Genomic DNA, 24997 nt, shown 5'->3' with positions numbered 1-24997 from the left:
GTCCTCCTGGTTGGGCACGGCGTGGGAATCTGTGGGGGTGTCCCGGTGGTTGACCGGGACAAGCCTAGACGTCTGAGGAGACACTTCATGAGCGGCCAGTTCACCCTCTACTCCACTCCCTGGTGCGGCTACTGCCACCGCCTGAAGAGCCAGCTGAAGCGTGAGGGCATCGAGTTCGACGAGGTCGACATCGAGCAGGACCCGGCCTCGGCCACGATCGTCGAGAAGGCCAACGACGGCAACCAGACCGTCCCCACCCTGGTCTTCGCCGACGGCTCCGCCCTCACCAACCCCTCCGTCGCACAGGTGAAGGCCAAGCTCGACGCCTGAGGTCAGGACCAGCCACCGGGCAGGGGCCCACCGAACCACTGCTCGATCAACCAGCTCGAGATCGAGACCCCTCGCGGCGGAAGCAGCAGCGTGCCGGCAGCCGCCCCGGCGGCGAGCTCGTCGCGGGTGATCCAGCGGGCCTCCGCCAGCTCGTCGTCCTCGGTCGAGATGTCGGTACTGCTCGCCTGGGCGAAGAAGCCCAGCATGAGGCTCGCCGGGAACGGCCACGGCTGGCTGCCGGCGTACGTGACGTCGCCGACGAGGACGCCGGACTCCTCGATCACCTCTCGACGCACGGCGTCCTCCAACGTCTCCCCCGGCTCGACGAAGCCCGCGAGCGTCGAGAAGCGCTCCGCCGGCCACGACCGCTGACGACCCACGAGCGCACGGTCGGCGTCATCGGTGACCAGCATGATGACGGCCGGGTCCGTCCGAGGGAAGTGGTGCTTGCCGCACTGCGGGCACACCCGAAGGTGACCGGCGGACCGGATCTCGGTGAGGGCGCCGCACTGCGGGCAGAAGGGCGTGCTGCCCAACCAGCGCGCCATCGCCACGGCGTGCACGGCGAGGGAGAGCTGCTCGGGGTCGAGCAGCGGAGCAAGGACGCGCACGCTGGCCGGGTTCAGCTCCTGGGGGACCCGCTCGACGATGACGGCCGCGTGGTGCCGACCGGAGGCCTCCCCGAGATGGATCCACTCGCCGTCGGGAGCCTCGCTCATCGCGATCCACCCGAGGGCGGGGCCGTCGGCGGTGGCGACGTGCTCCCCGCCGATGACGAGCACCCGCGGATCGTTCTCGCGCCAGCGGTCGTCGCGGCGCTCGTGGGCTTGACGGTCGTGGCGGGCGCGGTCGAACGCGAAGGGTGGCACCCGATCAGCCTACGGTCGGCGTCCGGCGGGTCGAGAGCACGACGGCCTCGAGCGCCGGACGGTCGAGCAGCTCCTCGGGTGCGAACCGGTGGACCTCGCCGAGGCGGACGTAGGAGAAGGCCGCGCTGACGCGGGCCGGGTCGAGCTCGTTGAGCTCGGCCCACGCCAGCCGGTAGATGCTCAGCTGCAGCGGGTCGGCGTCGGCGCGACGACCCGTCTTCCAGTCGACGACCTCGAACCGCGGGTCGTCCGGGGTGCCGGTGCTGAAGACGGCGTCGATGCGACCGACGACCTGCCGCCCGCCCAGCAGCAGGGAGAACGGGGCCTCGATCGCGTGCGGGACGGCAGCTCCGTAGGGACCGGCCTCGAACATCGCGATCGCCTCCTCCAGCTCGGCGTCGTCCGCGAGGTCGACGTCGCCCTGACCCGGCAGGTCGGTGGGGTCCAGCAGGGGCCGCTGCCCGTAGTGGTCCTCGACCCAGGCGTGGAACCGCGTGCCGAAGCGCGCCGCGCCGGAGGGTCGCCGCGGCATGGGGCGGGCCTGTGACCGGGCGAAGGTCGCCTCGTCGGCGCTGAGGTCGACCACCTGCGTCGTCGAGAGCGTGGAGGGCAGCTCGACGGCGCGGATCCGTCCCGCGCGTCGGTCCTCCTCGGCGAGCAGCAGGTCGATCTCCTGGGAGATCTCCGCGACACGGTCCCCCGGCACCGGCAGCTCGGCCGCGGGGGGCCGTCCACGACCGGTCCCCGTGCGGGCCCGACGCACCTGCTCGGCAAGGAGCTCGCGACCCGTCAGCCGTGGCGCTGGGGCCGGCCACGCGATGCCCTCGAGGTCGACGAGGTGCGGATTGGTCTCGTCCTCGGTCGGCGGCTCGGTCCAGTGCACGGGCTCCACCCCGCGCTCGGCGAGCCACTCCCGGGTGCGCAGCAGGAAGCTCGACGGCCCGCGTGGCTTGAGCTGGGTGCGTCCCCACCAGTGGCCACTCACGACCACGCGCTCCTCAGCCCTCGTGTAGGCGACGTAGGCCAGGCGGACCTCCTCCAGCTGGTCCTGCTCCCGGCAGGCCGCCCTGTACTCCTTGCCCGCCGTCGGGGACCACTGCGAGAGCTCGGGAAGGCTGGCGGCGTCACCGCGCAGCGAGCTGGGCAGGGCGCTCGCGTTGCCGAGCCAGCTCGCGCGCCCTCGGGAGGAGGGGAAGACCGTCTCGGCGACGAACGGCACGAACACGCACGGCCACTCCAGGCCCTTGGCCCGGTGGATGGTCAGCAGCGTGACGGCGTCGGACTCGGCAGGCGTCGTGACCTCCATGCCCTCGTTGAAGTCCTGCTCGGCCCGCAGGTAGGCCACGAGACCTCCCAGCGAGGCATAGCGGTCGCTCGCGGCGTAGTCGGCCACGGCGTCGAGGAACGTGGCGAGGTTGTCCGACGCACCCTCGACCTCCCCCGCCTCGAGCTCGATGTCGAGGTCGAGCATCCGGACGGCACGGCGGGCGAGCTCCAGCAGCGGCTCCCCGGCGTGGCGTCGCATGGCGTGGATGACCCGGGAGAGCTCGGAGAAGCGCTCGAGCGCCTCCGGGTCGTAGCCGTCGGTGGCAGGGTCGTCGGTGCCGGATTCTCCAGGGCCGGGGTCGTCGAGAGCCTCAGCGAGGGAGACGACCTCGGTGGGGTCCGTGCCCTCGACGGCGCGCGCCAGCTCGTCGGCGAGCGTCGATGCCTCTGCCGGGGCGCCGCGTCCACTGAGCCGGGCGGCACGGCGGCCGAGCAGGGCGAGGTCACGAGGGCCGACGTTCCACCGGGGGCCGGTGAGCAGCCGCAGGACGGCCGGGTTGGCGGCGACGTCCTCGACGACCTCCAGCAGCGAGAGGGCGTCGACCACTTCCGGCTGGGCGAGCAGGCCACTCAGGCCGACGATCTGGAAGGGGACGTGCGCGTCGCGCATCGCCTTGACGATCTCGCCGTTCTCCCGCGCGATCCGCACCAGCACCGCCATGTCCGACCATGGACGTCCGCGCTCGTGCTCGGCGACGATCTCGGCGACCAGCGCGGAGATCTCGTCGTCGACCGTGCGGTGCAGGCTCACGTCGACGCGGCCCGCGGCGTCGGTGCGCGCCGACTCCAGGGGCCGGACGACCGACGAGGTGGCGTAGAACGGGGCGGCGACGTGGTTCGCGGCATCGATGACCGTCGGGGCGCACCGGCGGGTCTGGACGAGGGAGAAGCCTCGACCGCGCGTGCCGTCGGGGGCGGTGAAGTCGTCGAGGAAGTCCTCGAGGTTGCCGGTCGCCGCTCCACGCCAGCCGTAGATGCCTTGTGCGGGGTCGCCGACGGCGGTCACGGGCAGCCCGCCGAACAGCTGGACGAGGAGGTCCCGCTGGGCGACGGAGGTGTCCTGGTACTCGTCCAGCAGCACGACGTCGTACCGCTCGCGCGTCGCCGCCCGCACCTCCGGCAAGGCCGCCAGGCGCGCTCCCCCGGCCATCTGGTCGGAGAAGTCCATGACGCCGTCGCGCTCCTTGACCTCGCGGTACCGCTGCACCAGCAGACTCAGCTCCGTGCGACGCCGCGCGGTGGCGGCGGCGTCCCGGAGCAGGGCCGGCTTGCCGAGCGAGGCGAACTCGGCGACGACCGCGGCGTCCTCCTCGCGCAGCTGATCGGGGGTGACCAGGTGCTCGGACAGCTGACCGTCGAGGGCGACCACCTGACCGACGAGGGTGGGCACGTGGGTGCCGATGTGCTCCAGCGGACCGTCGTAGGACTCCACCACCCGCGCCACGCGCTGGAACCGGGACGCGTCGGTGACGACGCGCAGGTCCGGCTCGATGCCCAGGCGCAGGCCGTGCTCGGCGATGAGGGACCCGGCGAAGGCGTGGTAGGTGGAGGCCGTGGACTCCCCCCAGGGACGGTCGGGGTCGGTGGGCAGCAGCTCGAGCCCAGCACGGATCCGCTGTCCGAGCTCGGCGGCGGCCTTGGTGGTGAAGGTGAGACCGAGGATGCGCTCGGGGGCGACGCCGAGGTGCCCGACCAGCCACAGCACGCGCGCGGCCATGACGGTGGTCTTGCCCGATCCTGCGCCGGCGATGATCGCGCCGGGACGGTCGAGGTCGGCGGTGATGGCCTCGACCTGTGCCGGGGAGTAGGGGATGCCCGTGAGCTCGACGAGGTGCTCGACGTCGCGAACCTGTCTCATGCTCCCGCTCCCGGTGACGACGGATCCTTCTCCTCCGGCGGCCGGGCCCGCTCGCGCTGCCGCACGACGACACTCGTGCCCTCGTCGTGCGCCGGGCAGACGCGACGGAACTGGCACCAGCCGCACGCCCCGGTGGCCTCGACCGCCACGAGCTGTTCGGAGTCGACGAGCCGGACGCTGCGGCGCAGCTGCTCGAGGGCGAAGAACGGCTCGTCGGGACCGGCCGGAGCCTGCGCCTGCACCGTGGGGCGCTCACCGCCGGCGCGCAGCTGCACCAGCTCGGCCCCGGCGCACGGGGCGTCGCCGGCGACGTCCGACGCGGCGCCGTGGGCGACGGCCACCTGGTAGACGCCCAGCTGGGGATGCTCGGCGAGCTGTGCCGCCGTGGGCTTGGACTTGGAGGTCTTGAGGTCGACGACGTGGACCCCGTCGTCATCGACCTCCACGCGGTCCATCGAGCCGGTGAGCCGCACGTCGCGACCGTCGACGTCGACCACGACGTCGAAGGGGTGCTCCGCGGCGACCACTCGGCGGGGGTTCTCGGCGTGCCACGTCAGGAACCGACCCAGCGCCTCGACCGCGGCCTGCTTCTCGCGTCGGCCGACCCACGCCGGGTAGTCGAGCTGGTCCCAGACGTCGTCGAGGTGGCTGGAGAGCTCGGCCAGCTCCGGCGCCGCACCCGTGCGCACGACCTCGGCGGCGATGGCGTGGACCACTGACCCGAAGCCCTGCGCCCCGGTGGTGGCACGCTCGCCCTTGGCCTCGTGGTCGAGGAACCACTGCAGGGGACAGGTCATGAGGGCGGAGAGCTGGCTGCCGGACAGCCGCAGGGGTTCGGTCGCCGGTCGCAGCGGGGTCGAGGACGACGTGGGCGCGCGCAGTCCCCACCAGCGGTCGGGGTCGGCCGCGCGGGCCGCCGGGTGGTCGGCGAGGCGGGCGAGCTGCTCGGCCACGCGCCGGCGCACCGTGTCGTCACCGGTGTTCTCGCCGATGCGTCGCAGCTCGGCGACGGCAGAGCGCAGCGAGAGCGCGCGGCGTGGACGGTGCTCGGTCTCGGGCAGGCTGCGCCTGGACGGGTGCTCGGTGCCACCGAGGTGGGCGTGCAGCTCACCGACCAGGCGAGACGGCTGGTCGCCGTCGTCGGACCCGCTGGCCACGGCGGTGACGACGAGCCGTTCACGGGCTCGGCTGCACGCGACGTAGAAGAGCCGACGCTCCTCGGCCACCGCCGCGGCAGTCGTGGGCGCGGGTCCGGGGCCGGCGGGGGTGAGCCGTTCGGGCTGCAGGAGGCTGCTGCGCAGCCGGGTGTCGGGCCACTGTCCTTCCTGGACGCCGGCGACGACGACGAGATCCCACTCCAGGCCCTTGGAACGGTGCGCTGTCATCAGCCGGACGGCGCGGGTGTCCGCCGTGCCCTGCGCGAGGGTGTCGGCGGGGATCTGCTGGGCCTCGAGGGCCCGCACGACCTCGATGACCGAGCGGTGCGCCTCGCGCTCCTCCGCCCGCGCCGCCTCGGCGAAGAGCGCGCACAGCGCGTCGAGGTCGTGGTGGGCTCGAGCCGATCCCTCGCCACCGGACTCGGCCTCCTGGCGCAACCGGCGCGGCCAGTCGGTGCCGTCCCACAGGGTCCAGAGCACCTCCTCTGCCGAGGCGCCGGCGGTGAGCTGGTCCGCAGCGCGGGCGAGGAGCCGGGCGACGTCGGCCGCCGCTGCGACGGCCTCGCCCTCGGGACCGGGCCGGGCCCGGACCTCCAGGAAGGTGGGGTCGGTCAGTGCGTCGGCGAGGAGCCGGCTCGAGGGCCGGGGCCGTCCGTTCTCCTCGGCGTCGAGGCGACGCAGCAACCGGCCGAGGCGGCGCAGGCCACCGGCGTCGAGCCCGCCGAGCGGCCCGGTGAGCAGGGCCTGCGCGGCCGCGGGGTCGACGTCCTCGCCGGCGTGGAGGGCGTGGGCGACGTGCAGGGCGCCGATGAGGGTGCGCACGGCCGGCTCGATCGCGAGGGGCAGCTCGTCACCGGCGACGTCGATGGGCACCCCGGCCGCCTGCAGGGCTCGCTGCAGGCGGTCCAGGTGGGCCGAGGACCGCACCAGGACCGCCATGCGCTCCCAGGGCACGGGTGGCTCCTGCAGCAGGTGGGCCTCGCGCAGGAGCAGGGCGACGTGCTCGGCCTCGGCGGCCGCCGAGGAGAAGGTACGCACCTGCACCGACCCGCTCCGCGCGGGGTCGGTGCTGGGGGTGCGCAACGCCGCGAACCGGCGGCCGTCGACGGCGCCGAGGGCACCGCGTCCGTCGACGACCGAGCGGACGGCATCGGCGATGACGGCGCCGTACCGGTTGGTCCGCGCCAGGGTGATGCTCGCGGCGGGGCCGCCGTCGACGCGCCGGAAGGTCTCGCAGAACTCGACGATCCCGCCCACGTCGGCGCCGCGGAAGCCGTAGATCGACTGGTAGGGGTCGCCGACGACCACGACGTCGCGTCCGTCGCCGGCCAGGGCCTGCAGGAGCGCCACCTGCAGGGGGTCGGTGTCCTGGTACTCGTCGACCACGACCAGGGCGAAGCGTTCGCGCCAACGGCGCCGGGCGCCCGGGTCGTCGAGGGCGCGCACCGCCTGGAAGATCAGGTCGGTGTGGTCGATCGTGTTCTGGAAGGCCGCGACCGCGGTGGCGTCGTCGAAGAAGGCCGCGGCCGCCTCCCAGTCCGCTCGCCCACCGGATCGAGCGATCTCGAGCAGGTCGACGCTGTCGAGGCCCTGGGCGCGGGCACCGGCGAGCAGACGCTGGAGCTCGGTGGCCATGCCCCGGGTGCCGAGTGCCGGACGCAGCGCGGCCGGCCACTCGGCGGCGTCGACACCGGACAGCAGCTCGGTGAGCACGGCGTCCTGCTCGGGCGCGCTCAGCAGCCGGACCGGCCGGCCGAACTGCTCGGTGTCCTGCTCGGCCCGCAACAGCGCGTAGCAGAACCCGTGGAAGGTCATCGCGGTGCTGGTGGCCGTGGTGCGCGCGAGCCGGGTGGCGATGCGAGTGCGCAGCTCCTGGGCGGCCTGGCGGCTGAAGGTGAGCACCAGGATCTGCTCGAGACCGAGCGCACCGCTCTCGACGCGTTCCGCGACGAGCTCGACGACCGTCGTGGTCTTGCCCGACCCCGGCCCCGCGAGCACCTGCAGCGGACCACCGACGGTGCGCACGTGCTCCAGGACGGCGGCCTGCGACGGGTCCAGCCGGACGTCGACCCGCGGGACGGGGCGGGACGCGCTCAGGCGGTACTCGACGGACACGGGACCATCCCACCAGAGGGCTCGGACAGGCGGGGCGGACACCCGGGGCCGGCCGTCGGCGCCGAGCCCGTCAGGGTGCGGGTGTCTCGTCGACGGGCCACAGCGCCCGGGCGAGGTCGACACGGCCGCGACGGACCGGGGTGTCCTCCTCGTGCCAGTGCTGCTGGGCCTCGATCATCAGCGGCGGGGCCATCGTGCCGTCGGCACGGATGACCCGCCACCAGCAGACGGCGTGCCCGTACTGGGACATGATCCGCCCGACATAGCGCGGTCCGTACCCTGCGGCGAGGTGCTCGGCGACGGCGCCGTACGTGAGAACCCGTCCGCGCGGGATCGACTCGACCAGCGCGAGCACCCGTTCGACGTACGCCTCGTCCACGCGGTCATCATCGCGCACGTCGGCACGACGTGGTCGATCGCCGATCCTGGGTGGCGGCCGGTGACGCCGGTGACGCCGGCGCGCAGGCGCCCCGATCGGTGTCTCAGCAACCCCAAAGCAACTCATCCGGTTGCCCACACACCGATCACGGCACCCCCTGCCCGATTCGGTTGCCCAGGCACCGATCAGAGCCCGCCGGACGAGGCCTCGACGGTCAGTAGCTGGGCTGGCTCGGGTCGATCTGGTTGACCCACGCCACGACACCGCCACCGACGTGCACGGCGTCGGAGTAGCCCGCGCCCTTCAGGACCGCGAGCGCCTCGGCGGACCGGACGCCGGACTTGCAGTGCAGCACGACCTGCTTGTCGCTCGGCAGCTGCTCCAGGGCCGTGCCGTTGAGGAAGTCGCCCTTGGGGATGTGCACCGCGCCCGGGATCTGGTTGATGTCGCGCTCGACGGACTCGCGCACGTCGACCAGGACGAAGTCGCGGCCACCATCGGTGCGCTCCTTCAGCCAGCCGTCCAGCGTGCCGACCGAGATCGTCGAGTCGGCGGCGGCATCGGCGGCCTCGTCGGAGATCGCCCCGCAGAACGCCTCGTAGTCGTCCATCAGCTGTGTCGGCAGGGTGCCGTTGGGGTCGCGGCGGATCTTCAACGTCGTGTACCGCATCTCCAGCGCGTCGTAGACCATCAGCCGGCCGATCAGCGGGTCGCCGACGCCGGTGATGAGCTTGATCGCCTCGGTGACCATGATCGAGCCGATCGAGGCGCACAGGACACCCAGCACGCCGCCCTCGGCGCACGACGGCACCATGCCCGGCGGAGGCGGCTCGGGGTAGAGGTCGCGGTACTGCGGACCCTCCTGGGCCCAGAACACCGAGACCTGACCCTCGAACCGGTAGATCGAGCCCCACACGTACGGCTTGCCGAGGATCACGGCGGCGTCGTTGACGAGGTAGCGCGTGGCGAAGTTGTCGGTCCCGTCGACGATGAGGTCGTACTGGGAGAAGATGTCGAGCACGTTGTCGTTGTCGAGGCGCTCCTGGTGCACGATGGTGCGCACGTAGGGGTTGACCTCGGCCACGGACTCCGCCGCCGAGACCGCCTTCGGCCGGTCGATGTCGGACTGCCCGTGGATGACCTGGCGCTGCAGGTTCGACTCGTCGACGACGTCGTCGTCGATGATGCCGAGGGTGCCGACGCCTGCCGCGGCGAGGTACAGCAGCGCCGGGCTGCCGAGACCGCCGGCGCCGATGACCAGCACCTTGGCGTTCTTCATCCGCTTCTGGCCATCCATCCCGACGTCGGGGATGATCAGGTGACGGCTGTACCGACGCACCTCGTCGATGGTGAGCTCGTCGGCGGGTTCCACGATCGGCGCGACCACGGTGACTCCTTCGGGGGACGGGAGCCCGGACGGGGGCTAGGTCCGGACACAGGCCACAACAGCGGCTCGCGGCCCATTGTTCCTGGCCGTCCCACGACGTGAGCGCTGCTGCCCACCAGGTGGACACCGCCGCAGTCCCGTGCCGAAGCGGCGGACGCGCTCCCGGCGGATCGGGCCGCGACCACTACGCTGGCCCGGTGACCCAGCAGATCCCCGACGGCACCCGCGCCGGACGTCTCCCGCGCAGCGCCCGACGAGCCCAGCTCCTCGAGGTCGCGCTGCAGGTCTTCGTCGAGCAGGGCTACCACGCCGCGTCGATGGACGAGATCGCCGAACGAGCCGGCGTCTCCAAGCCCGTCGTCTACCAGCACTTCCCCGGCAAGCTCGACCTCTACCTCGCACTGCTCGAGTCCTCCCGCGACACCGTGATCGCCGGCGTCCGCGACGCGCTCGCCTCCACGAGCGACAACCGCAAGCGGGTGCGGGCGGTGATGGAGCTGTGGTTCACCTACGTCGCCGACGAGGGCGCCGCGTTCCGGCTCGTCTTCGAGTCCGACCTCACGAACGATCCCGACGTCCGCTCCCTCGTCGACCGCGTGATGATCGAGTCGGCCGAGGCGGTCGCCGACGTCATCGGCGAGGACACCTCGTTGCCCGAGGACGCCGCGAAGCTGCTCGCCCTGAGCCTCGTCGGCATGGGCCACGTGGCCGCGCGCACCTGGTTGTCCACCGAGTCCACACTGGACAAGGACGACGCCGTCCAGCTCCTCGGCCAGCTCGCCTGGCGGGGCATCGGCGGCTTCCCCCGAGACCGCAACGAAGGAGAAGAGTGACCATGGAGGTCAAGATCGGCGTGCAGAACGCCGCCCGTGAGCTGTCCGTCGAGACCGAGGACAGCCCCGACGCCGTGCTGCAGCAGCTCGAGGCGTCGCTGAAGGACGAGTCGGTCTTCAGCCTCACCGACGACAAGGGCCGCACCGTCGCGGTGCCGGCCGAGAAGGTCGCCTACCTGTACTTCACCGACGACGCGAAGCGCAAGGTCGGCTTCAACGCCTGAGCCTCAGGCCGAGAGGCCGAGACTCTCCATGCGTTGCGTGTGCGCCTCGGTGATCCGGGTGAGCATGCGGCCGATGGCGGCCAGGTCGAGGCCCGGGGTGTCGTCCCCGCCCACGAGCACGGCGCTGAGCGCGTCGCGCTCGGCGACGACCCGCTGCGCCTGGCTGAGCGCCTCGCCCATGAGCCGCCGGCCCCACAGGGCGAGCCGGCCCGCGACGCGTCGGTCGGCCTCGATGGCGGCGCGCACGTGGTCGACGACGAACTCCGAGCTGCCGGTGCCGCTCATCGTCTCCACCACGATCTCGCGGGTCTCGCCGTCGAGGTACGCGGCGACCTCGCGGTAGAAGTCCGAGGCGAGCCCGTCGCCGACGTAGGCCTTCACGAGACCTTCGAGGAAGTCCGACGGGCGCGTCTTGGCGTGGAAGGCGGTGAAGGTGGCCTCGAACGGCGCCATCGCCTCGAACGGGTCCTCGCCGAGCTCCTCGAGGCGCCCCCGCAGCTGCTCGAAGTGGCGGAACTCCGAGGCCGCCATCGTCGCGACGGCGACCTGCGAGCGCAGGTCCGGCGCCATCTGGGCGTCGGCCACCAGTCGCTCGCAGGCGCTGATCTCGCCGTAGGCGAGCAGGCCGAGCAGCTCGACGACGCCACGGCGGTAGCCCTCGTCGTCGAAGGCGGAGGAGCCGGGGCGGTCGCCACCGGGGCTGTCGTCGGGACGCTCCTGCTCGGACTTCTCCCGGGCGCGACTCCTCTTGCTGGCCATGTCGTGGAGCGTACCGGTCCCACGGCGCTACCGGGACACCTCTCGCGGCGCGTTACGATGGGCGGGAAACAGAAGAGTCCCGACGATTCGAGAGACCCCTGACTACCTTCAGAGATCTGGGCGTCATGCCCGAGATCGCCGACGCGCTCGACGCGGTCGGCATCAGCTCCCCGTTCCCCATCCAGGAGATGACGCTCTCGGTGGCCCTCATGGGCACCGACCTGATCGGCCAGGCCCGCACGGGCACCGGCAAGACGCTCGCGTTCTCCATCCCCGTCATCCAGCGCACCGTCGCGCCGCACGACACCGACTACGACCAGCTGGCCGCGCCCGGCAAGCCGCAGGCGCTCATCGTGTGCCCCACCCGCGAGCTGGCGATCCAGGTCGCGGGCGACGTCGCCACGGCATCGAAGATCCGCGGCACGCGCAACATCACCATCTACGGTGGCGTGCCCTACGAACCGCAGCTCGAGGCGCTGGAGGCCGGTGTCGACATCGTCGTCGGCACGCCCGGTCGCATCCTCGACCTCGCCAACCGTCGCGCCCTCGACCTCTCGCACGTCAAGGCGCTCGTCCTCGACGAGGCCGACGAGATGCTGGACCTCGGGTTCCTGCCCGACGTCGAGTCGATCCTGGCCAAGACGCCCGAGACCCGTCAGACGATGCTGTTCTCGGCCACCATGCCGGGCGCCATCGTCGGCCTGGCGCGCAAGCACATGCGTCACCCGATGAACATCCGCGCCGAGAGCGCCGAGGACACCCAGATGGTGCCCACCACGGCGCAGTTCGTCTGGCAGGCGCACGAGCTCGACAAGGCCGAGGTGCTCGCCCGCGTCCTGCAGGCCGACGACGTCGGCCGCGTCATCATCTTCACGCGCACCAAGCGCACTGCCCAGCGGGTCGCCGACGACCTCGCTGACCGAGGCTTCCCGGCCTCGCCGCTGCACGGCGACATGGCCCAGGGCGCCCGCGAGAAGGCGCTGCAGCGCTTCCGTGACGGCAAGATCAACACCCTGGTCGCCACCGACGTCGCCGCCCGCGGCATCGACGTCGCCGGCATCACCCACGTCATCAACTACAACTGCCCCGAGGACCACAAGACCTACGTGCACCGCATCGGTCGCACCGGTCGAGCGGGTGCCTCGGGCATCGCGGTCACGTTCGTCGACTGGGCCGACCTCACGCGCTGGAAGCTCATCAACGCCGAGCTGGGCCTGCCGTTCGACGAGCCGCAGGAGACGTACTCCACGTCCGACCACCTGTTCCACGACCTCGGCATCGCGCGCGACGTCAAGGGGCGCCTCAAGCCCCCGTCGCCGAAGGAGCCGCGCGAGCAGGGCGGACGCGGCGGCCAGGGTCGCGGCGGCCAGGGCGGTCGGCGCTCCGGTGGCAGTGGCCAGAACGGTCAGCGCGGCCAGGGTGGCGGCGACGGCGCCTCGCGCTCCCAGGGCGACAACCAGCCCGGCCCCAACGCCGAGCGCAATCGTCGGCGTCGTCAGCGTCGTCGCACGCGCAGCGGCGAGACGGTGGCCAAGACCTCCTCCGACTGAGGCGCACCGACGTCCCATGCCCTCGCTCCCTCCCGGGAGCGGGGGCGTTCGTCGTCCGCGGCCGTGGCAGGACGGGGCTGGTGAGACGGGGCTGACCCGAAGGTGCTCAGTCGGCGGTGACGACGACGGTAGTGCCGAGGTCGGCGAACGTCCACAGCGCGACGGCGTCGTCGCGCCACTGTCGCACGCAGCCGGCCGACAGCGCGGTGCCCAGCTCGTCCTTCGTCTGCACGAGGCGGCCGTCGTTGTCGACCGGGACGCTGTGGAAGCCGATGGGCGCGGTCCGGCCGGTGGCGAAGTCGACGAAGAACTCCATCGTCCCGGAGTAGTCGTAGGAGGTCGCGTGGCGCGAGCGGGACGTGACCTCGTACGTGCCCGGCGAGAGGTTGTCGTGCTTGCTGCCGGAGACAAGGTAGGTGCGCTCGACCTCGCCGGACTCACCGATGATCCACACGCGCTGCTGTCCCTGGGAGAACACGACGCGTCGACCTTCTCCCGACGTGGCCGGCGGTGGCGGGTCGGTGGGGGCGACCGCGTCGACGGTCTGCTCCGTGGCCGCGCCCTGCTCCGGCGTGGGCGTGGGGACGGTGACGTCCGGCACGACCGCGGAGAACAGGGCCGGGGCGCGCCCGTCGGCCACGACGGTGTCGGCGACCGCCGGGCCCGAGCGGAGCTGGGTCACGACGCCGGCCCCACCGATGACGAGGGTGAGGGACAGCGCGGCGACGACCGCCCCGATCCGGCCGTGCCGCAGACGCCGTGCACGGACGGCACGGTGACGGGCTCGACGGGCACTCACGGGGGGATCGTATCGCCGCATCGAACGGACCGCTGCGGTCTCAGCGCTCGACCAGGAACCGCGCCACCTCGCGGTAGGCCTCGGCTCCCTTGTGGCTGTGGTGGGTCGCGAGGATGGACCGGCCGATGGCGGGGGCCTCGGCGAACCGGATCGACTTGGGGATGGGCGGGTTCACGACGGGCAGGCCGTGGGTCTCCTCGATGGAGGAGATGACCGCACGGGCGTGGTTGGTGCGTCCGTCGAACATCGTCGGCAGCACGCCGATGATCTCGAGCTCGGTGTTGATGAACTGGCGGACGTCGTGGATCGTGTCGAGCAGCTGGCCGACGCCCCGGTGCGACAGCGTCTCGGCCTGCAGCGGGATCAGGACGCCCTGGGAGGCCGACAGCGCGCCCACGGTGAGGACACCGAGGGTGGGCGGACAGTCGATGAGGATCCAGTCGTAGTCGTCGGCCACCTTGTCGAGGGCGACGCGCAGGCGCTGCTCGCGCCCCGTGCGGCTGACGAGGGACTCCTCGGCCTGCGTCACGGTGATGTTCGACGGCAGCACGTGCAGGCCGTCCTCGGTGACGACGATCGCGTCCGCGGGCTTGGCCTTGCCGAGCAGCACCTCCCCGACGGTGACGTCGACGTCCTCGGGGTCGATGCCGAGGGAGAACGTCAGACCTCCCTGGGCGTCGAGGTCGACGAGCAGGACGCGCAGGTCGCGCTCGAGCAGCGCCGCCCCGAGCGAGGCCACGGTGGTCGTCTTGCCGACGCCGCCCTTCTGGTTCACCACGGAGATCGTCGTCGTCACAGGCGACATCATGCCACCGGGAGTCCGGCCGTGGGCGCATGGTCGGGCGTGGCATGCTGGCGAGCATGCCCCGCGCCCTCGTCACCGGTGCCACCGCCGGCATCGGACACGCCTTCGCCGACGCCCTCGCCGCCAGCGGCCACGACCTCGTGCTGGTGGCCCGCGACGAGCAGCGCCTCTCCTCCGTCGCGGAGACGCTGCGGGGTCGTGACGGCGTGCAGGTCGAGGTCCTGCGCGCCGACCTCACCGACGACGCCGACCTGCAGCGGGTCACCCAGGCGCTGACCAGCACGTCCGCCCCGGTGGACCTGCTGGTCAACAACGCCGGCTCGTCGCTGGCGCAGTGGTTCGGCACGACCGACATCGCCGACGAGGAGAAGCAGCTGGACCTGCTGGTGCGGGCGCCGATGCACCTCATGGACGCCGCGCTGAAGGCGATGAGCGGACGACGCGGGGGCGCCGTCATCAACGTCGCGAGCGTCGCGGCGTTCACCCCGCGCGGCACCTACTCCGCCCACAAGGCGTGGATCGTCAACCTCTCCCGGTGGGCGCACCTGCACTACGCCGACGTCGGGGTGCGGGTCCAGGCCCTGTGTCCCGGCTTCGTCCGGACCGAGTTCCACCAACGCATGGGCGTCGACCCGGGCACCGTGCCGCGGTGGATGTGGCTCAAGGCGCCGGCGGTGGTGAGGGCCTCCCTGAAGGACCTCGACCGTGGCAAGGCCGTCTCGATCCCGAGCCTGCGCTACAAGGTGCTCACCGCGTTGACGCGCGTGGTGCCGGCGGGCGTTGTGGCCAAGGTGGCCAAGCGCGGCCGATGAGCACGCCCCGTTCCCTCGACCTCCCGGCCGGCGTCGACGCGCAGCGGGTCGAGACGCCACGCGGTGCCTTCGCCGCGCACGTCGCCCGTCCGCACGACCCCACCGGGCACGTCCTGCTGGTGCCCGGGTGGACCGGGAGCAAGGAGGACTTCACGCCCTTGGTGGCGCTGCTCGGCGACGCGGGTCTCGCCGCGACCGCCTACGACCAGCGTGGCCAGCACGAGACGCCCGGCCGTCCCGACGACGACTACTCGCTGGAGGCGTTCGCCGAGGACGCCCTCGCGGTGGCCTCGAGCGTGCACGGCACCGCCTCCCACCTGCTCGGGCACTCGTTCGGCGGTCTCGTCGCCCAGGTCGCGGTCGCCGAGGGGCCGGCCGCGTGGCGGACGCTGAGCCTGCTGTGCACCGGTCCGGCCGCGCTGGGCGAGGCCGGCGACCGCGGTCTCACGCGCATGGTGGAGGCGATCGACGACCTCCCGCTCGAGCAGGTCCACGAGCTGCGTGAGCGGGAGCGCGCCGTCCCGACGCCGCCGGAGGTCGCCGAGTTCGTGCGTCGCCGCTTCACGAGCAACGCCGCCGCGTCGCTGCGGGCCATCACGGTGCACCTGCTCACCGCCCCTGACCGCGTCGACGACGTCGCGGCCACCGGCGTCCCTGTGTGGGTGGGGCGCGGGCTCGACGACGACGCGTGGCCGCACGAGCTCCAGGACGCGATGGCGGCCCGGCTCGGCACCCGGGTGCACGTCGTGCCCGGAGCCGCCCACTCCCCCGCCGTGGAGAATCCGGAGGGGCTCGTCGACGCGTGGCTGCCGTTCCTCGCCGACGCCGAGGAGGAGGCGCCGTGACCGAGCCGCCCGTGACGCGAGGGTTCGTCGGACGTCGCCGACCCGCCCGCCCGGACCGCCTGCCACCCGGCCAGTACGACGCCGGGGAGCAGTGGCCGGTCCTCGCCGCCGAGCCCACGCCGCTCGTCGCGACCGACCGCTGGAGCCTGACGGTCGACGGGCTGGTCGAGCACGAGCGCACCTGGGACTGGGCCGGGCTGCGCGCGGAGCCGCACGAGCGTCTCACCGTCGACCTGCACTGCGTCACCGCGTGGAGCCGCCTCGACACCGGGTTCACCGGGGTCCGGGTGGCCGACCTGCTGGCGGAGGCGGGTCCGCTCCCCGACGCCACCCACGTGCTCGCACACAGCAGCACCGGGTACACGGCCAACCTGCCGCTGGCCGACGTCCTGGACCACCCCGCCTGGGTCGTGTGGGAGGCGCAGGGCGCACCCCTGACGCCGGAGCACGGTGGCCCGGCTCGCCTGCTCGTGCCGCACCTGTACCTCTGGAAGTCGGTCAAGTGGGTGTCGCGTCTCGAGCTGATGGACCACGACGATCCGGGGTTCTGGGAGCGCGGCGGCTACCACGACCGCGGCGACCCGTGGCGTGAGCAGCGCTACCAGGGCGACCCGTGAGCCGGTGGCGCACGGCACGCATCGCGTCGCAGGAGCACCCCTCCACCGGTCTGGTCCGGCTCCGTCTCGACGTCGACGACTGGCCCGGGCACAGTCCCGGACAGCACGTCGTCGTCCGCCTGCGCGCCGAGGACGGCTACACCGCGCAGCGCTCGTACTCGATCGCCTCGGCACCGTCCGAGCCTGCGGTCGAGATGCTGGTAGAGCGGCTGCCCGACGGCGAGGTCTCGGGTCACCTGCACGACGAGGCACGCGTCGGCGACGTCGTCGAGGTGAACGGACCCGTGGGCCGCTGGTTCGTGTGGGACGGCGAGAGCCCTGCCATCGCGGTCGTCGGTGGGACCGGGGTGGTCCCGGCGGTCTCGATGCTGCGACACGCGCGCGACCGCGGGACGAGCGACGCCCTGCGCGTCGTCGCGGTCGCCAGGACGTGGGAGGCGCTGCCCTACGCCGACGAGCTGCTCGACGCCGGGGCGTTCGTCGCCCTGACCCGGGAGAACCTCGACGGTCGGGTGGCCGCTCCGCCCTACCCCGACGAGGTCGCGCCCCTGCTCGACGCCCTGGGGAACGACGTCCAGGCGTTCGTGTGCGGCTCGACCGGGTTCGTCGCCTGGGCCACGCGCACGCTGCGCGAGCAGGGGGTCCCCGAGAGCACGATCCGGGTGGAGCAGTTCGGCGTGACGGGCTGACCGACCCCGCTCGTCCGCCCGGACCACCGACCGGCCGGCCCCGCGCTCAGCCCAGCAGGCGCACGTACTGCTCGGGGTCGGTGAGGTTGGCACCGAGGTGGAACGCCTCGGACTTGCCGGTACCGTGGTAGTCGCTCGACCCCGTGACGACGAGGTCCAGCTCGCCGGCGATGTGGCGCAGCGTCTCGCGCGTGGCCGGGGTGTGGTCGACGTGGTCGACCTCGATCCCGTCGAGGCCGACCTCGACCAGCCGCTCGAACGCCTCCGACGTCAGCACGCGGTCGCTGCCGCGCGACCACGGGTGCGCCACGACCGCCTTGCCACCGGCGGCCTTGACCAGACCCACCGCCTCCAGCAGCGGCGCGGAGTATCGCTCGACGTGGGCCCGGCCGCGGGAGTTGAGCCATCCGTCGAAGGCTTCGTCACGGTGGGCGATGTACCCCTTGGTGACCATCGCGTCGGCGATGTGCGGACGGCCGGAGGCGGCCGCGTCGCCCGACTCGCGGGCGACGTCGTCGGCGGTGATGTCGATGCCGTGCTCGGCGAGCTTGGCCAGGATGCGCGGCAACCGGTCGTTGCGGCCGCCGAGCACCCGCTCGAGCTCGGCGACGAGCGGCCCGTGCGTGGGGTCGAAGCCGTAGCCGAGCAGGTGGACGCTCTCGCCCTCGTACGTCGTGGAGATCTCGATCCCCCGTACCAGCACGATGCCCACCTCGTCCGCGGCCTCCTGCGCCTCGTCCCAGCCGGCCGTCGAGTCGTGGTCGGTGATGGCGACGACGTCGAGCCGGGCCACCTGCGCGGCGTTGCGCACGAGCTCGCCCGGGGTGTCGGTGCCGTCCGAGCGCGTGGAGTGGGTGTGGAGGTCGATGCGCACGACGCCAGGCTATCGAGGGCCGCTGACCGGACGCCCACCCCAGGCCGGCGCCTAGGCCGACACGTTCCACCGCACGACAACACTCTGGCCGCGGTCGTCACCGAGGACGGAGAAGGTGGCGGTGTCGAGGTACAGGTGGCGACCCTCGGCGACCGGGAGGTCGAGCCAGCGTGCCGCCAGGACCCGCAGGGAGTGACCGTGGGCGAAGACCAGCGTCGCCCCGTCGGCCGCCCGCGCGCGCCGCACGACGCGGTCGAGCCGCTCCGCGACGTCGCCGGCGCTCTCGCCGCCGGGCACCGGGTGGGTCCAGATGGACCAGTCCGGCACCGACTCGCGGATCTCGGGCGTCGTGAGCCCCTCGTAGTCCCCGTAGTCCCACTCCGCGAGGTCCGGCTCGACCTCCGCGATCCCGAACCCCGCCAGCTCGGCCGTCCGTCGGGCCCGCAGGCGGGGACTGGTCAGGACGGTCGAGGGGCGGAGCTCGGCGAGCACCGGCGCGAGCCGCGCGGCAGTGGCCTCGCCGTCGTCGGTCAGGGGGAGGTCGGTGGTGCCGGTGTGCTTGCCCGCCCGGCTCCACTCGGTCTCACCGTGCCGGACGAGGTACAGCGTCGAGGTGACCACGTCAGCGCGGGACCAGGACCCACAGGTCGAGGTCGAGCAGCACGCCCGGGGCGTACTTCCCGTCGTCGCCGCGCAGCGTCATCGACTCGTCGCGCCCCTTCGTGGCCACGAGGCGCAGGCGCAGGGCTCCCACCCCGGGAGCGTCGAGCTCGGCGGTCTCCAGCACCTCCGACCAGGCGTAGACCGTGTCATCGGCGAAGGCCGGGGCCACGTGGGAGCCGGCGTTGATCGCCGCGACGAGCTGGGCGTTGGCCAGGCCGTTGAAGGACAGGGCCCGCGCGAGGGAGATGACGTGACCGCCGTAGACCAGCCGTCGGCCGTCGGGGCGCGCCTCGGTGTTGAAGTGCACCTTCGCGGTGTTCTGCCACAGCCGGGTGGCCATCATGTGCTCGGCCTCGCTGATCGTCACGCCGTCGACGTGATCGATCCTCTCCCCCACCGCGTAGTCGCCGAGCCGGTAGGGCGAGCCTGCGGCGACGTCGTCGTAGGCGGAGAAGTCGAGACCCGCCGGTACGACGAGGTCCGCTGCTGCCACGGCGTCGGCGACCTCCGGCACGACGGTTTCCGGCGCCGGCGCGTCAGGGTCGGCCTTGTGGACCATGACCCACCGCACCCAGTCGAGCGCCACCTCGTCGCGCTGGTTGGTCGCCGTCGACCGCACGTACACGACACCCGTGCGGCCGTTCGAGTTCTGCTTGAGCCCGATCACCTCCGACCGCGTCCGCAGCGTGTCCCCCGGGACGACCGGCCGGTGGAAGCGGCACTCGGCGTACCCGAGGTTCGCGACGGCGTTGAGCGAGACGTCCGGGACGGTCTTGCCGAAGGCGACGTGGAAGGCCACGAGGTCCTCCACCGGGTGGGGGTCGAGCCCGACGGACGCCGCGAACTGCGCCGACGACGGGATCGCGAACCGGGTCGGGTAGATGGCGCCGTACAGCGCCCGGTCACCCTCGGTGACCGTGCGCGGCGTCGCGTGCTCGATCACCTGGCCGACCGAGAAGTCCTCGAAGAAGTTGCCGGGGTTCGTCTTGCTCATGGGTCTCCTCGGGTCGACGGGCCCGCCCATCATCCCAACCGCCTCCGGAGTCGGCGCGGCGGGCTCGGACCCGCCAGCGACTACGATGTCGCGATGCCACCGCAGCCGGTCGTCGTCCGCCACGAGACGCCCCCGATCATCCGCACCCTGGACATCGGCGCCAAGGTCGGCCTCCTGCTGCTGCTGGCCCTGGCGATCACCCACCCCGACCTCGGGAACATGCGCGACAAGGCCGCAGGACTGCGAGCGGTCGCCTACCCCCTGCTGTCGTTCACGATCCCGATCGTCTGGTTCCTGTTCTGGCGACACCGGTCGTCGTTCCCGTGGCTGGCCGACCTGTTCGTCACCATCACCTGCTTCACCGACATCCTCGGCAACCGGATGGACCTCTACGACACCATCGTCTGGTTCGACGACTGGATGCACTTCATGAACACGGGCCTGCTCACCGCTGCCTTCGTCCTGCTGACCCTGCCCCGCACCGCCACGTTCGGTGCGACGCTCGAGCGCTCACTCTCGTTCGGCGTCACCGCGGCGCTCGCGTGGGAGATCGCCGAGTACTACGCCTTCTTGAGCAGCCACTCCGAGCGGACCGGCGCCTACCGCGACACGCTCGGCGACATGGGCCTCGGAGCGCTCGGTGCCGTGGTGGCCGCCGTGGTCATCCACGCCATGTGGCAGCGCGGGCGCCTGCTGCACACCGCGCCCCAGCTGGAGTCGCGCGAGCGCCCGCTCGAGCCGACCGGCTGAGCCGCTCGGTTCTCGGTCGTCCGGCTCGGCTCAGAGGTCGACGGGCCGACCGGGACGCTGCGCGAGCAGCTCCTGCCCCTGCGCCAGCAGGGAGTGCTCCACGAGCACCTCGTAGCGGGTGGCTACCGTCGAGGACACGGAGCTGAAGTCACGCTGACCACGGGTGCCGGCGTAGCCGATGAGGGCCCACACGAGGCCGAAGACGACACCCAGCGCGAGGCCGGTCAGGACCGAGCCGACCCACTGGCCGGGCTCGGCGAAGATCCCCACGAGCAGACCGATCAGCAGTCCGAGCCAGGCGCCCGACGCCGCGCCCATCGCGGCGACCCGACCCGTCGTCAGGCGGCCGGTCACCCGCTCGACGAGCCGCAGGTCCGTGCCGACGATGAGGATCTTCTGCACCGGGAACTCGTGGTCGGAGAGGTGGTCGACGGCGGCCTGCGCATCCGCGTAGTCGTCGAAGACGCCGAGGGACTTGGGGTAGTCGAGCTCGAAGATGCCGTGCGGTCGTGGGGCCATGCCCTCACGGTAGGACGCCGCTCCCCGCCGGGCGAACCCGGACCCGTGTGATTCAGCGGACAGGGCTCACGTCAGAGCTTGTAGTCCTTCAGCAGGGCACGGCCGATGATCATCTTCTGGATGTCGGACGTGCCCTCGCCGATGAGCATGAACTTGACCTCGCGCATGAGGCGCTCGATCTCGTACTCCTTGGAGTAGCCGTAGCCGCCGTGGATCCGGAAGGAGTCCTCGACGACCTCGTTGGCGTACTCGCTGGCGAGCATCTTGGCCATGCCGGCCTCGACGTCGAGCCGCTTGCCGGTGTCCTTCAGGCGCGCGGAGCGGACCATCATCGCGTGGGCGGTCTCGACCTTGGTGGCCATGTCGGCGAGGCGGAAGAGCACGGCTTGGTGGTCGGCGATCTGCTTGCCGAAGGTCTTGCGCTGCTGGGCATAGGCGATGGCGAGCTCGAAGCCACGGATGGCCAGTCCACAGGCGCGGGCGGCGACGTTCACGCGACCGACCTCGACGCCGTCCATCATCTGGAAGAAGCCCTTGCCCGGCTCGCCGCCGAGGATCTGGTCGGCGCCGATCTTGTGGTCCTCGAGGATCAGCTCGGTGGTTTCGACCCCCTTGTAGCCCATCTTCTCGAGCTTGCCGGGCACGGTGACGCCCTGGGCGGTCTCGCCGAAGCCCGGCTCCTTCTCGACGAGGAAGGTCGTCATGTTCTTGTAGACGGAATCGGCGCCCTCGTCGGTCTTGCACAGGACCGCGACGAGCGTCGAGGTGCCGCCGTTGGTGAGCCACATCTTCTGGCCGGTGATCGAGTAGGAGCCGTCGTCGGCCTTGGTGGCCTTGGTGGAGACCGCCGAGACGTCCGAGCCCAGGCCCGGCTCGGACATGCTGAACGCGCCCCGCACCTCGCCGGTGGCCATCTTCGGCAGGTACTTCTGCTTCTGCTCCTCCGTGCCGTGCTGCAGCAGCAGGTAGGCGACGATGAAGTGGGTGTTGATGACGCCGGAGACGCTCATCCACCCGCGGGCGATCTCCTCGACGACCAGCGCGTAGGTCAGCAGCGACTCACCGAGTCCGCCGTGCTCCTCGGGGATCATGAGACCGAAGACGCCGATCTCCTTCAGACCCTCGATGATCTCCGTGGGGTACTCGTCGGCGTGCTCGAGCTCCTGGGCGACCGGGATGATCTTCTCGTCGACGAAGTCGCGGATCGTCTCGAGGATCGCGGTCTGCTCCTCGGTGAGGCCTTCGGTGCTGGCGAGTCGTCCCATGAGCGTGCTCCTCTGTCCGGTGGGTCCGCGCTGACTTTACCGGCCGGTAACGCGGTGCGCGGGGCTGACCCTCGTGACCTGGACCTCATCCGGGCGGGTCGACGACCGCCTCCACCGCGCTGCGGCGCGACCGGACGACGACCGCCAGACCCGCGAGGATCAGCACCAGTCCGGCGTAGACGCCCCACCCGGGGGCCTGGCCGAGGAAGACGGCGGCGAGCAGCGCGGCACCGGGCACCTCGAGCAGGAGCAGCAAGGAGATGACAGTCGGACTCATGACGGCCAGCAGGTGGTTGAGCAGGGAGTGCCCGAGCAGTTGGGCGCTGACCGTCACGGCAGCGAGGAGCACCCACACGCGCGTGTCGAAGCCGGTGAGCGGGGCACCGGTCACGAGCGCCGCGACGGCCAGGACCAGGGCGCAGGAGCCGTAGCAGACGAAGGTGTAGGCCGTCGTCGACAGCCGGGTGCGGACCTCACGACCGCACACCAGGTAGCCCGCTGCACAGGCACCACCGACGACGGCCAGCAGGTCACCGACCACCGCTTCCGTCGACACGCGCAGATCGACCCCGGTCACGACCAGCACCCCCGCGAGGGCGAGCCCGCACCCGAGGAGCACCGCGCGCGGGACCCGTTGTCCGAGCAGCCGGTCGAGCACCACGACCCAGACGACCTGCGTCGAGACGAGCGCCGTCGCCGCTGCCACCGACGTCAGCTGCAGCGACGTCACCCATGCCGCGAAGTGACCCGCGAGCAGGACCCCGGCGGCGAGGGTCAGCGCCCAGTGGCGGGCGCCCAGCGCACCCAGCTCGGCTCGGCAGCGGACCGCGACCCACGGCGAGAGCAGGGCGGTCGCGGCGGCGTTGCGCCAGAACGCGATCGCGAGCGCGGGTGCCGCGATGGCAGCCATCAGTGGGCCGGAGGCGCTCACGGCCAGGATCGCCACGACCGCCAGGACAGCATTCACCCGCGCACGGTGCCACACCTGCCAACAGGATCGACGCGGACGGTCACGTCGACCCCACGCCTGCTCGAGCTCACCCAGCGACGTCTCGAGGTGCAACAGCAGTCGTTGGAGCGAGCTGCAACGATCAGCCCCACGCCTGCTCGAGCTCACCCAGCGAGGTCTCGAGGTGCAACAGCAGTCGTTGCAGGTGAGGGACGGAGCGCCGGCAGCCGATGATGCCGAAGTCCAGGTACTGGTCGCGGCTGCACAGCGTGATGTTGACGGCCTGGCCGTCCAGGACGATCGACGTCGGGTACATCCCGTCCAGACGGGCCCCGTTGAAGTACATCTGGCGGTCCGGGCCGGGCACGTTGGAGACGACGACGTTGAAGGGCGGGTGCGTGTACCGGACGAACCCCGGCACCGGCGAGGCCGCGAGCGGGAGCATCTGCAGCGCCGAGAGCGCGAGGATCTGCGTCGGGCTCAGGTCGCGCAGGATCTTCTTGGCCTTGCGCGAGGAGTAGGCGATCTCCTCCAGACGGGTGGGTCCGCTCTCGCGGTCCGTGGCCAGGTTCACCACGATCGCACCGGTCGCGTTGCCGGTCTTGGTGTCGTCGCCGGCGCGCAGGGACAGCGAGACGGGCACCATCGCCGTCATCGGGTCCTCCGGCAGGGCGTGCTGCTCGAGCAGGTAGGTGCGCAGCGCTCCCGAGACCATCGCCAGGACGACGTCGTTGACCGTCGTGGCCGACGACTTCGCGACCCGCTTGATCCGCTCGATCTCCCACGACTGCGCGGCGAACCGGCGTGCTCCGCCCACAGGCCCGTTGAGGATCGTCTTGGGCGCACGCGGGAGCGTGATGTCGCCGTCGCGCACGACGTCGCGCGCGATCTTCAGCGAGACCGGCAGCAGCCCTGCGACGTCACCGGCGACGGCCGCTCCACCGCGCACCAGGGACAACGGGTCGAGCCCCCCGGAGCGCTCGACGTCCGTCGAGCGGGGCCGCGGTGCGAGCGCCCACGGGGGCACGCAGTCGCGGTCGTCGGGGTCCTCGGACAGCGAACGACGCATCAGGCGGATCGCGGAGACACCGTCGACCATCGAGTGGTGGACCTTGCTGTAGACGGCGATCCGACCGTCCTGCAGACCCTCCACGAGGTGCGTCTCCCACAACGGGCGATGACGGTCCAGCAGCGAGCCGTGCCACCGCGAGGTCAGCTGCAGGAGCTCGCGGATCCGCCCCGGCTGGGGCACTGCGGAGTGTCGGATGTGGTAGTCCATGTCGACCGAGCCCTCGGTGGTCCACCAGGCGTTGCCGAGGACTCCGACCGGCTCCTTGGGTCGTCGTCGGAAGAGGTCGGACACCCCGCCGGACCGGAACTGCTCGATCGTCTCGCGCGTCCACTCCGGTCCGGCGCCCTCCGGGAGCTCGAACAGCTGCAGACCGCCGACGTGCATCGGGTGCTCCCGCGTCTCGGCGAGCAGGAACATCGAGTCGGTCGGGGGCATGAACGGCATGGAGGGGATCCTCTCGCGAAACACGATCGACCGACACGTACTCGCAGTACGCTAGCGTCCCGTGTGGCATGCGTCACGTCATGTGACATATTCGTGAACACCAGATCACGTCG

24 protein-coding genes are annotated in these 24997 nt (G+C 72.0%); 9 read left to right on the top strand and 15 right to left on the bottom strand.

Features of this window, described 5'->3' with window-relative positions:
• Window positions 1-87 precede the first annotated feature (87 nt).
• Entirely contained in the window at window positions 88-330 is a 243-nt protein-coding gene (locus ABD213_RS08160) for a mycoredoxin (RefSeq protein WP_344326773.1), read from the top strand.
• 2 nt (window positions 331-332) lie between these two features.
• Here ABD213_RS08160 and nudC read toward each other — a convergent pair whose 3' ends face one another.
• The 5 genes from nudC to moeZ form a co-directional block, all read right to left on the bottom strand.
• Window positions 333-1199 carry an NAD(+) diphosphatase gene (gene nudC, locus ABD213_RS08155; RefSeq protein ID WP_344326771.1) on the bottom strand — a complete coding sequence of 289 codons (867 nt, stop codon included), beginning with the start codon at window positions 1197-1199 and terminating at the stop codon, window positions 333-335.
• A 4-nt stretch (window positions 1200-1203) separates the two neighbouring features.
• Window positions 1204-4383 (bottom strand): ATP-dependent helicase, encoded by a 3180-nt coding sequence (locus ABD213_RS08150; RefSeq protein WP_344326769.1) that lies wholly within the window; start codon window positions 4381-4383, stop codon window positions 1204-1206.
• Complete coding sequence (locus tag ABD213_RS08145; protein WP_344326766.1) at window positions 4380-7655, bottom strand: ATP-dependent helicase; 3276 nt, start codon at window positions 7653-7655, stop codon at window positions 4380-4382. Before ABD213_RS08145 ends, ABD213_RS08150 begins: the two co-directional genes overlap by 4 nt.
• Before the next feature lie 70 nt (window positions 7656-7725).
• Window positions 7726-8034 (bottom strand): MGMT family protein, encoded by a 309-nt coding sequence (locus ABD213_RS08140; RefSeq protein WP_344326763.1) that lies wholly within the window; start codon window positions 8032-8034, stop codon window positions 7726-7728.
• Window positions 8035-8248: 214 nt separating this feature from the next.
• Window positions 8249-9421, bottom strand: coding sequence for an adenylyltransferase/sulfurtransferase MoeZ (gene moeZ / locus ABD213_RS08135; RefSeq protein ID WP_425546031.1), 1173 nt, complete (start codon window positions 9419-9421; stop codon window positions 8249-8251).
• A 197-nt stretch (window positions 9422-9618) separates the two neighbouring features.
• On the opposite strand from moeZ, the gene ABD213_RS08130 reads away from it, so the two are divergent.
• Together ABD213_RS08130 and ABD213_RS08125 are read left to right on the top strand one after the other, a co-directional pair.
• Complete coding sequence (locus ABD213_RS08130) at window positions 9619-10254, top strand: TetR/AcrR family transcriptional regulator (RefSeq protein WP_344326761.1); 636 nt, start codon at window positions 9619-9621, stop codon at window positions 10252-10254.
• Between the two features lie 2 nt (window positions 10255-10256).
• Window positions 10257-10478: a DUF3107 domain-containing protein gene (locus ABD213_RS08125; protein ID WP_344326758.1), complete on the top strand. Its 222-nt coding sequence runs from the start codon at window positions 10257-10259 to the stop codon at window positions 10476-10478.
• 3 nt (window positions 10479-10481) lie between these two features.
• On the opposite strand, the gene ABD213_RS08120 is transcribed toward ABD213_RS08125, so the two are convergent.
• A complete protein-coding gene (locus ABD213_RS08120) occupies window positions 10482-11237 on the bottom strand; it encodes a ferritin-like fold-containing protein (RefSeq protein ID WP_344326755.1) in 756 nt (251 codons plus the stop codon).
• A gap of 125 nt (window positions 11238-11362) precedes the next feature.
• Between ABD213_RS08120 and ABD213_RS08115 the strand changes: the two genes are divergently transcribed.
• Window positions 11363-12787: a DEAD/DEAH box helicase gene (locus tag ABD213_RS08115; RefSeq protein ID WP_344326752.1), complete on the top strand. Its 1425-nt coding sequence runs from the start codon at window positions 11363-11365 to the stop codon at window positions 12785-12787.
• A gap of 106 nt (window positions 12788-12893) precedes the next feature.
• Here ABD213_RS08115 and ABD213_RS08110 read toward each other — a convergent pair whose 3' ends face one another.
• Window positions 12894-13586 carry a L,D-transpeptidase gene (locus ABD213_RS08110; RefSeq protein ID WP_344326749.1) on the bottom strand — a complete coding sequence of 231 codons (693 nt, stop codon included), beginning with the start codon at window positions 13584-13586 and terminating at the stop codon, window positions 12894-12896.
• A gap of 40 nt (window positions 13587-13626) precedes the next feature.
• On the bottom strand, window positions 13627-14391 hold the full coding sequence (locus ABD213_RS08105; protein WP_344326873.1) for a ParA family protein: 765 nt from the start codon (window positions 14389-14391) through the stop codon (window positions 13627-13629).
• Between the two features lie 56 nt (window positions 14392-14447).
• Between ABD213_RS08105 and ABD213_RS08100 the strand changes: the two genes are divergently transcribed.
• The 4 genes from ABD213_RS08100 to ABD213_RS08085 are packed head-to-tail and all read left to right on the top strand — an operon-like array spanning window position 14448 to window position 17354.
• A complete protein-coding gene (locus ABD213_RS08100) occupies window positions 14448-15203 on the top strand; it encodes an SDR family NAD(P)-dependent oxidoreductase (RefSeq protein ID WP_344326746.1) in 756 nt (251 codons plus the stop codon).
• Entirely contained in the window at window positions 15200-16048 is an 849-nt protein-coding gene (locus tag ABD213_RS08095; RefSeq protein WP_344326743.1) for an alpha/beta fold hydrolase, read from the top strand. Before ABD213_RS08100 ends, ABD213_RS08095 begins: the two co-directional genes overlap by 4 nt.
• Window positions 16045-16665, top strand: a complete 621-nt coding sequence (locus tag ABD213_RS08090; RefSeq protein ID WP_344326740.1) for a molybdopterin-dependent oxidoreductase — start codon at window positions 16045-16047, stop codon at window positions 16663-16665. The genes ABD213_RS08095 and ABD213_RS08090 overlap by 4 nt, the downstream gene beginning before the upstream one ends.
• Window positions 16662-17354, top strand: a complete 693-nt coding sequence (locus ABD213_RS08085) for an FAD-binding oxidoreductase (protein ID WP_344326737.1) — start codon at window positions 16662-16664, stop codon at window positions 17352-17354. The genes ABD213_RS08090 and ABD213_RS08085 overlap by 4 nt, the downstream gene beginning before the upstream one ends.
• A gap of 46 nt (window positions 17355-17400) precedes the next feature.
• Here the strand turns inward: ABD213_RS08085 and ABD213_RS08080 are convergent, their stop codons facing one another.
• From ABD213_RS08080 to ABD213_RS08070, 3 genes are read right to left on the bottom strand one after another with little or no spacing between them, the layout of a single operon-like run.
• Complete coding sequence (locus ABD213_RS08080) at window positions 17401-18228, bottom strand: PHP domain-containing protein (protein ID WP_344326734.1); 828 nt, start codon at window positions 18226-18228, stop codon at window positions 17401-17403.
• Window positions 18229-18279: 51 nt separating this feature from the next.
• Window positions 18280-18849: a histidine phosphatase family protein gene (locus ABD213_RS08075; protein WP_344326731.1), complete on the bottom strand. Its 570-nt coding sequence runs from the start codon at window positions 18847-18849 to the stop codon at window positions 18280-18282.
• Window position 18850: 1 nt separating this feature from the next.
• Window positions 18851-19885 (bottom strand): MaoC family dehydratase, encoded by a 1035-nt coding sequence (locus ABD213_RS08070; protein ID WP_344326728.1) that lies wholly within the window; start codon window positions 19883-19885, stop codon window positions 18851-18853.
• Window positions 19886-19978: 93 nt separating this feature from the next.
• Between ABD213_RS08070 and ABD213_RS08065 the strand changes: the two genes are divergently transcribed.
• On the top strand, window positions 19979-20635 hold the full coding sequence (locus ABD213_RS08065; RefSeq protein WP_344326725.1) for a DUF2238 domain-containing protein: 657 nt from the start codon (window positions 19979-19981) through the stop codon (window positions 20633-20635).
• 30 nt (window positions 20636-20665) lie between these two features.
• On the opposite strand, the gene ABD213_RS08060 is transcribed toward ABD213_RS08065, so the two are convergent.
• From ABD213_RS08060 to ABD213_RS08045, 4 genes are all read right to left on the bottom strand, one after another.
• Entirely contained in the window at window positions 20666-21154 is a 489-nt protein-coding gene (locus tag ABD213_RS08060; RefSeq protein WP_344326722.1) for a YflT domain-containing protein, read from the bottom strand.
• 71 nt (window positions 21155-21225) lie between these two features.
• Complete coding sequence (locus ABD213_RS08055; RefSeq protein WP_344326719.1) at window positions 21226-22419, bottom strand: acyl-CoA dehydrogenase family protein; 1194 nt, start codon at window positions 22417-22419, stop codon at window positions 21226-21228.
• Between the two features lie 85 nt (window positions 22420-22504).
• Window positions 22505-23386 (bottom strand): DMT family transporter, encoded by an 882-nt coding sequence (locus ABD213_RS08050; RefSeq protein ID WP_344326716.1) that lies wholly within the window; start codon window positions 23384-23386, stop codon window positions 22505-22507.
• A gap of 124 nt (window positions 23387-23510) precedes the next feature.
• Window positions 23511-24884: a WS/DGAT/MGAT family O-acyltransferase gene (locus ABD213_RS08045; protein ID WP_344326713.1), complete on the bottom strand. Its 1374-nt coding sequence runs from the start codon at window positions 24882-24884 to the stop codon at window positions 23511-23513.
• Window positions 24885-24997: the final 113 nt, after the last annotated feature.

It is taken from the genome of Aeromicrobium halocynthiae (assembly GCF_039531385.1).
GTDB classification, from domain to species: domain Bacteria; phylum Actinomycetota; class Actinomycetes; order Propionibacteriales; family Nocardioidaceae; genus Aeromicrobium; species Aeromicrobium halocynthiae.
Note: the sequence above shows the minus strand (reverse complement) of the source record. Positions and strands in the feature narration are given on the sequence as shown.